This window comes from Streptomyces sp. NBC_01450 (assembly GCF_036227505.1).
GTDB lineage: Bacteria > Actinomycetota > Actinomycetes > Streptomycetales > Streptomycetaceae > Streptomyces.
Map to the genome: position 1 here is coordinate 2528909 of NZ_CP109480.1, position 11372 is coordinate 2540280.

6 protein-coding genes are annotated in these 11372 nt (G+C 68.5%); 3 read left to right on the forward strand and 3 right to left on the reverse strand.

Annotated features, from left to right (window positions below; genetic code table 11):
* Positions 1–28: 28 nt before the first annotated feature.
* On the reverse strand, positions 29–1501 hold the full coding sequence (locus tag OG568_RS11590; RefSeq protein WP_329531419.1) for a cellulase family glycosylhydrolase: 1473 nt from the start codon (positions 1499–1501) through the stop codon (positions 29–31).
* Between the two features lie 256 nt (positions 1502–1757).
* Here OG568_RS11590 and OG568_RS11595 point away from each other — a divergent pair, with 256 nt between their 5' ends.
* The 3 genes from OG568_RS11595 to OG568_RS11605 all read left to right on the forward strand — a co-directional run bounded on the left by OG568_RS11595 (position 1758) and on the right by OG568_RS11605 (position 8316).
* A complete protein-coding gene (locus tag OG568_RS11595) occupies positions 1758–4679 on the forward strand; it encodes a glycoside hydrolase family 48 protein (RefSeq protein WP_329531420.1) in 2922 nt (973 codons plus the stop codon).
* Positions 4680–4912: 233 nt separating this feature from the next.
* Positions 4913–7576 (forward strand): cellulose binding domain-containing protein, encoded by a 2664-nt coding sequence (locus OG568_RS11600; RefSeq protein WP_329531421.1) that lies wholly within the window; start codon positions 4913–4915, stop codon positions 7574–7576.
* 299 nt (positions 7577–7875) lie between these two features.
* Positions 7876–8316, forward strand: a complete 441-nt coding sequence (locus OG568_RS11605; protein WP_329531422.1) for a hypothetical protein — start codon at positions 7876–7878, stop codon at positions 8314–8316.
* Positions 8317–8382: 66 nt separating this feature from the next.
* Here the strand turns inward: OG568_RS11605 and OG568_RS11610 are convergent, their stop codons facing one another.
* Together OG568_RS11610 and OG568_RS11615 are read right to left on the reverse strand one after the other, a co-directional pair.
* Entirely contained in the window at positions 8383–10257 is a 1875-nt protein-coding gene (locus tag OG568_RS11610) for a rhamnogalacturonan lyase (protein WP_329531423.1), read from the reverse strand.
* Positions 10258–10355: 98 nt separating this feature from the next.
* The gene (locus tag OG568_RS11615; protein ID WP_329531424.1) at positions 10356–11300 is read right to left on the reverse strand and encodes a helix-turn-helix transcriptional regulator; all 945 of its coding nucleotides are present in this window, start codon (positions 11298–11300) and stop codon (positions 10356–10358) included.
* Positions 11301–11372: the final 72 nt, after the last annotated feature.

The window sequence follows — 11372 nt, forward strand, 5'->3', positions numbered from 1 at the left end:
GCGCTTGTGCGTCTGATTCCTGTGCCGGTTATCCGTTGAGGGCGCGCAGATGATCACGCAGCCCGACTCCGTACGACGTGGGAGTGCCGTCGTAGTCGGAGATCAGGGAGGGACCTGAGGAGCAGTCCCAGGTGTTCCAGGTCCAGCCGAGGTAGGAGAGCCCCCGGTCGTCGAACCACTTCATCGCGGTGTCGATGAAGCCGTGGGAGCAGGTGTTCTCGCCGATCTCCCCCGCCACGAGAGGGACTTGGGCCGCCACCGGGGCGAGCGTCGAGTTCCAGCAGCTCTCGCTGGCGCAGGTGTTGAAGTTGTAGGTGTGGAAGGCGGCGACGAGGTTGCCCGTCGGATCGCTGGGCTTGTACGTCAGCCACTGGCTCAGGTCGTTGGAGTACGCCAGCCCGCCGGCCAGGATCAGGTTCTTGGCGCCGGTGCCGCGAACCGCGTCGACCAGGTCCTGCATCCCGGCGACCTCGTAGCCGATGCCCGGGCAGGTGCCGCCGTCCTTCCAGCAGGCCCACGCCTGGACGGCGGTGGAGGTCGCGCGGTCCGGGTAGGGCTCGTTGAACAGGTCGAAGGCGACGGCCTGGTCGTCCTTGAACGTACTGGCGACCGAGGACCAGAACGCCGGGCTGTACTGCGCGTCCGGCATCGGCTTCTGGCAGGTGGCGTGGACGTCGGAGCAGCCCGCCGAGTTCCCGGTGTACTGCCCGTAGTTCCAGTGCAGTTCGACGAGCGGGGTCATCCCGTGCGCCTCGACCTTGGCGACCAGGTCCTTGACGGCGGCGATGTAGTTGGCGCCGGCGTACTCCGGTTTGATGTTGGACAGGCCGAGCCAGCACTCCTCGTTGAGCGGAATGCGGACCGTGTTGGCCTTCCAGTCGGCGATCGCCTTGACCGAGGCGTCGTCGACCGGGCCGTCGAAGATGCCGTAGCCCTGGACGCACATGAACTCGCCGCCGGAGCGGTTGACGCCGAGCAGCCGCCGCGTCGCGCCGTCGGCGTCGACGAGCTTGTTCCCGGAGACGTGCAGCTTGGGCGCGGTGCCGGTCGTGGGCGGCGGATCCGTCGGGGTCGGCGACGGCTCCGTGTCCACGTTGCATGTCGTCCCGTTGAGCTTGAACGTCGTGGGTACGGCGTTGCTCCCCGACCACGAGGCGAGGAACCCGGCGCTGACACTGGCCCCTGAGCCGAGCGAACCGTTCCAGCTCTCGTTGGCCGCGGTGACCGTCGCGGCGGACTGGGACCACTTGGCGTTCCAGCCCTGGCTGACCTTCTGACCGGCCGCGAAGTCGAAGGTGAGACTCCAACTACTCAGCGCGGCCCTGTTGTTGGTGATCTTCACGCCGCCCTGGAAGCCGGTGTCCCACTGGCTCGTGACGGAGTAGTCCACCGTGCACGCGGGTGTGGCTCCTGAAGCCGTGACGACCGGCGCGATCGCGGTGCCCACGAGGGCGACCGCGGCGCCGACCACTAAAAGTCCTGAACGCGGAGGGTGTCGCATGAGCGACTCCTTGCAGCTCGGGCGCGTCGTGACGGACGCGTCGACTGATGGAACCGCTCCCACTGGTGCGGATGAAGTTAGCGCCAAGTGTCGGTAAAGGACAGAGGCGTCGCACTGTTGATCAATCGAACAATTTCGACTCTTCAAGCACCTTGACCCCTTCGACCCCCCTCTCCAATATGGGAGCGCTCCCACTGGTTCAAGGCTTGTTGCTGCTCCGCCCCCACTTCTCCGAGCCGCAAGGAGGAACCAGCACATGCACCCCAGTTCCAGAAGGAGACGCCGGAGGACCCGGCGGCTGTGGACGGCCGTGGTGGCGGCCCTCGCGCTTCCGTTCACCATGCTCGCGAATGGCTCAACTCCCGCTCAAGCTGTAGGAGTTCAGTGCAGTGTCGACTACAAGACCAATGACTGGGGCTCCGGTTTCACCGCGGATCTCACCCTCACCAACCGCGGCACGGACCCGATCAACGGCTGGACCCTGACCTACGACTACGCGGGCAACCAGACGCTCACCAGCGGCTGGAACGGCACCTGGTCACAGTCCGGCAGGACGGTCACCGCGAAGAACGCCTCCTGGAACGGGACGATCGCCGCCGGAGCCGCGGTCACCACCGGCGCGCAGTTCACCTACAGCGGCACCAACGCGGCGCCCGCCTCCTTCGCGATCAACGGCACCACCTGCACGGGCGCCCACGAGCCCCCGGTCACGGTGCTGACCAGTCCGGCCGCCGGCGCGGTCTACACGCAGGGCGACGTGATCCCGCTGGCCGCGACCGCGGCTGCCGCCGACAACGCGACCATCAGCAAGGTCGAGTTCTACGACGACACGACCCTGCTGGGCACCGACACCAGCTCCCCCTACACACTGTCGACCTCCGGCTTGACCGTCGGCAGTCATTCGCTGGTGGCCAAGGCGTACGACAGCCTGGGCGCGTCCGCGGCGTCCACGCCGGTCGGCATCACGGTCGCCTCGGGTCCCGCCGTGGTGGCCTCGCCCGCCCAACTCGGCGTCCAGCAGAGCAAGTCGGGCACGTTCGCCGTGCAGCTCTCGAAACAGCCGGCCGCGAACGTGACGGTGACGACCGCCCGTACGGACGGCAATTCGGGACTGTCCGTCACCGGCGGCGCCTCGCTCACCTTCACCCCGGCCAACTGGAACACGGCGCAGAACGTGACCATCACCGCCGACGCCTCCGGGACCGGCGCCGCGACCTTCACGGCCTCGGCGACCGGGTACGCCAAGGCGACGGTCACGGTGACGGAGCTGGCCGCGTCGAAGGCGTACGACGCCCGTTTCCTGGACCTCTACGGCAAGATCACCAATCCGGCGAACGGCTACTTCTCCCCCGAGGGCATCCCCTACCACTCGGTGGAGACGCTGATCGTCGAGGCGCCGGACCAGGGTCATGAGACCACGTCGGAGGCGTACAGCTATCTGATCTGGCTGCAGGCGATGTACGGGAAGGTCACCGGCGACTGGTCCAAGTTCAACGCCGCGTGGACGACCATGGAGACGTACATGATCCCCACCCACGCCGACCAGCCGACGAACTCCTTCTACAACGCCTCGAAGCCCGCGACCTACGCGCCGGAGCTCGACACCCCGAACGAGTACCCGGCCAAGCTCGACACGGGCGTCTCCGTCGGTTCGGATCCGATCGCGGCCGAGCTGAAGAGCGCGTACGGCACGGACGACGTGTACGGCATGCACTGGCTCCAGGACGTCGACAACGTCTACGGCTACGGCAACGAGCCCGGCAAGTGCGAGGCCGGACCGACCGCGACCGGCCCGTCGTACATCAACACCTTCCAGCGCGGCGCGCAGGAGTCGGTGTGGGAGACGGTGCCGCAGCCGACCTGCGACGCCTTCAAGTACGGCTCCACCAACGGCTATCTGGACCTCTTCACCGGGGACTCCTCGTACGCCAAGCAGTGGAAGTACACCGACGCGCCGGACGCCGACGCGCGGGCCGTGCAGGCCGCGTACTGGGCCGACGTGTGGGCCAAGGCGCAGGGCAAGGGCGGCGATGTGTCCACAACCGTCGGCAAGGCGGCGAAGATGGGCGACTATCTGCGCTACGCCATGTACGACAAGTACTTCAAAAAGATCGGCAACTGTGTCGGCCCGTCGACCTGCGCGGCCGGCACCGGCAAGGACGCCTCGCACTATCTGCTCTCCTGGTACTACGCCTGGGGCGGCGCGACCGACACCTCGGCGGGCTGGGCCTGGCGTATCGGCTCCAGCCATGTCCACGGCGGCTACCAGAACCCGCTGGCCGCGTACGCGCTCAGCTCGTACGCCGATCTGAAGCCCAAGTCCTCGACCGGCGCGACTGATTGGGGTACGTCCCTCACCCGGCAGCTTGAGTTCTACCGCTGGCTGCAGTCCAACGAGGGCGCCATCGCGGGCGGCGCGACCAACAGTTGGGCGGGCCGTTACGCGACCCCGCCGTCCGGGACACCGACCTTCTACGGCATGTACTACGACCAGCAGCCTGTGTACCACGACCCGCCGTCCAACCAGTGGTTCGGCTTCCAGGCCTGGTCCATGGAGCGGGTCGCCGAGTACTACCAGCAGACGGGGAACGCGAGCGCGAAGGCGATCCTCGACAAGTGGGTCTCCTGGGCACTGTCCAAGACCACGATCAACCCGGACGGCACCTACCGGATCCCCTCCACGCTCCAGTGGTCCGGCGCCCCCGACGCCTGGAACGCCTCAAGTCCCGCAGCCAACAGCGGACTTCACGTGACGGTCGCCGACTACACCAACGACGTGGGTGTGGCGGCCGCGTACGCCAAGACCCTGTCGTACTACGCCGCCAAGTCGGGCAACGCCCAGGCGAAGACGACGGCGAAGGCACTCCTCGACGGCATGTGGAGCAACTACCAGGACAGCCTGGGCATCGCCGTCCCCGAGACCCGCGCCGACTACAACCGCTTCGACGACACGGTCTACGTACCGAACGGCTGGAGCGGCAAGATGCCGAACGGCGACACGATCAACTCCTCCTCGACCTTCACCTCGCTCAGGTCCTTCTACAAGAACGACCCGAACTGGTCGAAGATCGAGGCCTATCTGGCGGGCGGAGCCGCGCCCTCCTTCACGTACCACCGGTTCTGGGCCCAGGCGGACATCGCCCTGGCCATGGGCTCGTACGCGGAGCTTCTCGAATAGTCCCCGCCGGGCGCTCCGCGGGTCGGACGGTACTTGAACCGCGGGCCGGTTGTGGCTGGTCGCGCAGTTCCCCGCGCCCCCAGGGGCGCGGGACCAGCACCGTGCCTCCAAGAGCGCCCAAAGCTCCGCGTGCGCGGTCTCGTCACCTGACGACGAGGCCACCTGGCCGGGCGGCCCCCACCCGCACTGGGGGCCGCCCGGTCGTCATGCCCTCCTCCAGAGAGGACCCCACCGTGCGAAGAACCCGCATCCTCACCGCCGTACTGGCCCTCACCGCCGGCTTGCTGGCGGGCAGCCCGTCCGCCCTCGCCGCGAGCACGACCCCGACAACGACGCTCGCCGCCGACACGTACACCTGGAAGAACGCCCGGATCGATGGCGGCGGATTCGTCCCCGGCATCGTCTTCAACCGCTCCGAGAAAAACCTCGCCTACGCCCGTACGGACATCGGCGGCGCCTACCGCTGGCAGGAGTCGACGAAGACCTGGACCCCGCTCACGGACTCGATCGGCTGGGACCGGTGGGGCCACACCGGGGTCGTCAGCCTCGCGTCCGACTCCGTCGACCCGAACAAGGTGTACGCGGCGGTCGGCACGTACACGAACAGCTGGGACCCCGGCAACGGTGCCGTGCTGCGCTCCGCCGACCGGGGCGCGAGCTGGCAGAGGACGGACCTGACCTTCAAGCTGGGCGGGAACATGCCGGGCCGGGGCATGGGTGAGCGCCTCGCGATCGACCCGCACAAGAACAGCGTGCTGTACCTCGGCGCGCCCAGCGGCAAGGGCCTGTGGCGGTCCACGGACTCGGGTGTCACGTGGTCGCAGGTGACCAACTTCCCGAACGTCGGCAACTACGTACAGGACGCGACCGACACCAGCGGCTACGCCTCCGACAACCAGGGGATCGTCTGGGTCACCTTCGACGAGTCGACGGGCACGTCCACAAACACCACGCAGACGATCTACGTCGGGGTCGCCGACAAGGACAACGCGGTCTACCGCTCGACGGACGGCGGCGCGACCTGGTCCCGGCTGCCAGGACAGCCCACCGGCTACCTCGCCCACAAGGGCGTGCTCGACGCCACGAACGGCTACCTCTATCTCGCCTACAGCGACAAGGGCGGCCCGTACGACGGTGGCAAGGGCCAGTTGTGGCGGTACGCCACCAAGACCGGGACCTGGACGAACATCAGCCCGGTCGCGGAGGCCGACACCTACTACGGCTTCAGCGGGCTGACCGTCGACCGGCAGCATCCGGGCACGGTGATGACGACGGCGTACAGCTCCTGGTGGCCGGACACCCAGATCTTCCGTTCCACCGACAGCGGCGGCACCTGGACGAAGGCCTGGGACTACACCTCGTACCCCAACCGTTCGAACCGCTACACGATGGACGTGTCGTCCGTGCCCTGGCTGACCTTCAACGCGAACCCGTCACCCCCCGAGCAGGCCCCCAAACTCGGCTGGATGACGGAGGGGTTGGAGATCGACCCGTTCAACTCGGCCCGGTTGATGTACGGAACGGGCGCGACGATCTACGGCACCGAGAACCTCACGAACTGGGACAGCGGCGGCCAGTTCACCGTCAAGCCGATGGTCCAGGGCCTGGAGGAGACGGCCGTCAACGACCTGGCCTCTCCCCCCTCCGGTGCCACCCTCCTCAGTGCCCTCGGTGACATCGGCGGCTTCCGGCACACGGACCTCACCAAGGTGCCGTCGATGATGTACACCTCGCCGAACTTCACCACGACGACGAGCCTCGACTACGCCGAGACGAACCCGAACACGGTGGTGCGGGTCGGCAACCTCGACTCGGGTCCGCATGTCGCCTTCTCGACGGACAACGGCGCCAACTGGTTCGCGGGCACCGACCCTTCGGGCGTCAGCGGTGGCGGCACGGTCGCGGCGGCGTCCGACGGCGACCGCTTCGTGTGGAGCCCGGCGGGCGCGGGCGTGCAGTACACGACCGGCTTCGGTACGTCGTGGTCGGCGTCCGGCGGCATCCCGTCCGGCGCGATCGTGGAGTCGGACCGGGTCGACCCGAAGACCTTCTACGGCTTCAAGTCCGGCAGGTTCTACGTCAGTTCGGACGGCGGTGCCACGTTCACCGCCTCCGCGGCCACCGGTCTGCCCAGCGGTGACAGCGTGCGGTTCAAGGCGCTGCCCGGGACGAAGGGCGACGTGTGGCTGGCGGGTGGCGCGAGCGACGGCGCGTACGGCCTGTGGCACTCGACGGACGGCGGCGCGAGCTTCACCAAGCTGTCGAACGTCGACCAGGCCGACACCATCGGCTTCGGCAAGGCGGCGACCGGCGCCTCGTACCAGACGCTCTACACCAGCGCGAAGATCGCGGGGGTGCGTGGCATCTTCCGCTCGACGGACAAGGGCGCGAGCTGGACCCGCATCAACGACGATGCCCATCAGTGGGGTTGGACCGGTGGCGCCATCACCGGTGACCCGCGGATCTACGGGCGCGTGTACGTCGCGACCAACGGGCGCGGGATCGTCTACGGCGACAGTTCGGACGCCGGGGGCGGGGATGGCGGCGGCGGTACGGATCCGACGCCTCCGCCGACGGGCGCCTGCACCGTGACGTACAAGATCACCAACCAGTGGTCGGGCGGCTTCCAGGCGGACGTGGCGCTCATCAACACGGGTACCACCGCTTGGAGCGGCTGGTCTCTCGCCTGGTCCTTCGCGGACGGACAGAAGCTCACCCAGGCGTGGAACGCCGACGTCACCCAGTCGGGCATGGCGGTCACGGCGAGGAACCTGACCTGGAACGCGAACGTGGCGGCGGGTTCGTCGGTGAGCTTCGGCTTCACCGGAAGCTGGACGGGGGCGAACACGAAGCCGACGTCCTTCGAGCTGGGCGATCAGACCTGCGCGCTGAGCTGACCGCTCCCCCGCTCACCCTCAGGGGCGCGTACCCATGGGCACGCGCCCCTCGCGATGTACACGAAGGTCCGGTTCGACGGCATTTACCCAGCCCATCATGATCACAGCTCCATCACCACACCCACCCCCCGCTCACACTTTCTTCACACCTCGCTATACGGTCACCCCACCTCGAAACCTCCCTGGGGGGGACTATGTCGTACAACCAGCCGCCGCCACCGCCCGGATTCGGCCCGCGGCCTGTGCCGCCCACCCCTGCCCCGCAGCCGGCCAGACCGCGGTGGGCACGGAAGCGCTATGTGCTCGGCGCGATCGGTTTCGCCTTCTGTCTCGGCATCGGCGCCGGCGGGAGCGACAGCGGCGACAGCACCAGTCAGACCAGGCACACCACGAAGGCCGCGGCCGGCACGGTGCGGCCCACCCCCACCGTCACCGTCACCACGACGGCCACCGCGAAGCCGAAGCCCGCACCGACGGTCACCGCGACGAAGACGGTCAAGGTCAAGGTGACCGTCACCGCGAAAGCCGCCTCGGGCAGTGGCTCCGGCAGCAGCGGCGGCGGTGGCAGCAGCAGCGGGGACAGCGTCGGCACCTGCTCGATCACCTCCAACTCCGGCAACTGCTACTCGGCGGGCCAGTACTGCCGCAACAGCGACCACGGCGCCAGTACGACCACCGCGGGCGGCAGCAGGATCACGTGCGTGTACCGCTCCAACGCGTGGCGCTGGTCCTACAGCTGACAGCCAAGCCGAAGTGCGAACGGCCCGCCCGCACTTCGGCTTGTTCTGGGACGGGATCTGCCCTGTTCAGGGGGTGTAGACCGTGGGACGCGGCGCCGTCGTCATCCCGTCGCCGATGAAGAAGCTCGGGTGCGGGGGCTGGTTGTAGGCGGTGTTCTGCCAGGCCAGGGCCGTGCGGTACTGGGTGTCGTGGAGGAGGGTGGTGATCTTTGTGGTCGTCTCGTACGGGGTGGAGTAGATCCTCAGGGCCGTGTTGTCGGTCGTCGGCCAGACGGCCTCCTCACGCCAGTCGCCGAGGATGTCGCCGGACAGCGACGGGGTCGCCTTGGTGCTGTTGTTGGAGTGGACGCCCGACCCGGTGAGCAGGCGGGTGTCGGACGAGGCGCCGTACTTGTCGATGTGGGTGTCGTCGAGGAGTTCGCGGACGGGGTCGCCGTCCCACCAGGACAGGAAGTTGATGCTGCCCGGCTTGCGGGTCGCCACCACCGTGCCCTGCGGGTTGCGGACGCCGTCCGCGTGCGAGGACCAGGACTCGGCGCCCGCGCTGCCCGCCCAGATGTCACCGGACACGCCCCGGCCGTTGTCGCCGTTGGCCGCCGTGGACCAGAGGATCGCACCCGTCTTGGCGTCCGCCATCCACGACGCCGGTTTAGAGGAGTCCTCGTCGACCTTGAACTCCTCCAGGCCGGGGCGGGAGGGGTCGAGGTCGCCGACGTGCAGGGCGTCCCCGTGCCCGTTCTTGGTGGTCCACAGGCCGTTGCCGTTGTCGTCCACGGCCATCGAGCCGTACACGATCTCGTCCTTGCCGTCCCCATCGACATCCGCCACCGACAACTGGTGGTTGCCCTGGCCGTCGTAGCCCTTGCCGCTGTTGGTCGAGGAGTTGGTGTCGAAGGTCCAGCGCCGGGTGAACGCGCCACCCCGCCAGTCCCAGGCGGCGATGACGGTACGGGTGTAGTAGCCGCGCGCCATGATGAGGGAGGGCCGGGCGCCGTCCAAGTAGGCCGTCCCCGCGAGGAAACGGTCGACCCGGTTGCCGTACGAGTCCCCCCAGGAGGAGACCGTGCCGCGCGCCGGAACGTAGTCGACGGTGCCCATCGCGGCGCCCGTCTGCCCATTGAACATGGTCAGGTACTCGGGCCCGGACAGCACGTAACCGCTGGAATTGCGGTAGTCGGCGGAGGAACTGCCGATCACCGTGCCCCGGCCGTCCGTCGTCCCGTCCGCCGTCTTCATGGCGACCTCGGCCTTGCCGTCGCCGTCGTAGTCGTACACCTGGAACTGTGTGTAGTGCGCGCCCGAGCGGATGTTCCTGCCCAGATCGATGCGCCACAGGCGGGTGCCGTCGAGCTTGATGCCGTCGATGACGGTGTTGCCGGTGTAGCCGGACTGGGAGTTGTCCTTGGCGTTGGTGGGTTGCCACTTGAGGACGAAGTCGAGTTGGCCGTCGCCGTCGAGGTCTCCGACGGATGCGTCGTTGGCCTCGTAGGTGTAGGCGACTCCGTCGGGAGTGGTACCGCCCGCGGGCGGGGTGATGGGGACGTCCTTGTATCCGGTACGGAACTGGACGGCGTGGACGGAGTCGGCCTGCTCGACGCCGTTCACGATCGCGCGCACCGTGTAGTCGGCCTGAGCGGGCGCACCCGAGTGGAAGTAGTTGGTGGAGCCGGTGATCGGCGACGAGTTGACCAACGTACCGGCGCGGTACACGTTGAACGACACGTCGTTCGGGTCGGTGCCGAGCCAGCACCAGCTGACCAGGTTGCCGCTGTCGGTGTGGACGCTGACGACGCCCCGGTCGAGGGACTCCACCTGACGGGCCGTGGCCGCATGGGCCGTTCCGGTGCCGAGGGCGGTGAGTCCGGCGGCGATGAGGGCGGCCGTGGCCCCCAGGGCCGAGCCGATGGCGCGTCTGCGGTGCTGCCTGTGCGGGTGCTGCACGATGGTTACCTCCTGAGAGGACAGACTGCTTCTGTTCCCTCAGTTGCCGCCGCGGGCAGGGGGGTTGCCGCCTATCGGCAAGTATCCGCAAGCGCTCTCTACGCGTACAGGCGGGCCAGTGCCGCCACCGTGCGCGCGATACGGTCCCGGAGCTCGACGGGCTCCAGCACGTCGATCGCCGCACCCAGGCGCAGGAACTCGTCATGGGCCTGGGCGACGGACTCGATGGGGACAATGGTCCGGGTCCAACCGTCCTGCTCCGTAAGGCCGTTGGAGTCCATGGCCTGGGCCGCCGGGCCGGTGAGACGAGTTCCCGGTGCCACCCGTATCACGGCCTCGGCACGGTGCAGACGGTCGTGGAAGTCCCGTTGGTACGCCGCCCAGTACGCGGCCAGGTCGAACGTCTCCGGTCGGCTGAACTCCTCATCCGTGGCGGTGAGTTCGAGGATCTGGTCGACGCGGAACGTGCGCGGCCTGGGGCCCGCCACGACATACCAGCGGCCCGCCTTCAGAACCAGACCGTACGGCTCCAGGCGGCGCCGCACATCGGTGGGCTCGCGCCAGCGGCGGTACAGGACGTGCAGCACCCGCGCGTTCCAGACGGCGTCGGCGACGGCGGGGAGGTACGGGATGTCGTCGGCGTCCGCGTACCAGCCGGGGGCGTCCAGGTGGAAGCGGCCGCTGATCCGGTCGGCGTGCTCGCGCAGCTCGCGCGGGAGGGCGGCGCGCACCTTCAGCTGCGCGGCGGCCAGGACCGGGCCGAGGCCCAGCTCGGCGGCGGGGCCGGGGACACCGGCGAGGAAGAGGGCCTCGGCCTCCCCCTCCGTGAAGCCGGTGAGACGGGTGCGGTAGCCGTCGAGGAGGCGGTATCCGCCGGCGTGCCCCGCGTCGCCGTACAGCGGGACGCCCGCCGCGCTCAGCGCCTCGACGTCCCGGTAGACCGTGCGTACCGAGACATCGAGCTCCTCGGCGAGGTCGGCGGCGGTCATCCGGCCGCGGGTCTGGAGCAGCAGGAGGATCGAGACGAGCCGGCTGGACTTCACTGACATATGGTGTCAGTGAAGTCGGCCTAGCGTGCGCGTCATGGCTTCGACGACCTTCCCGAACTCCTCGAA

Bases quoted from the DNA above. Each gene is read 5' to 3' on its own strand.
- OG568_RS11590 (WP_329531419.1), bottom strand. From the start codon at position 1,501: ATGCGACACCCTCCGCGTTCAGGACTTTTAGTGGTCGGCGCCGCGGTC.
- OG568_RS11595 (WP_329531420.1), top strand. From the start codon at position 1,758: ATGCACCCCAGTTCCAGAAGGAGACGCCGGAGGACCCGGCGGCTGTGG.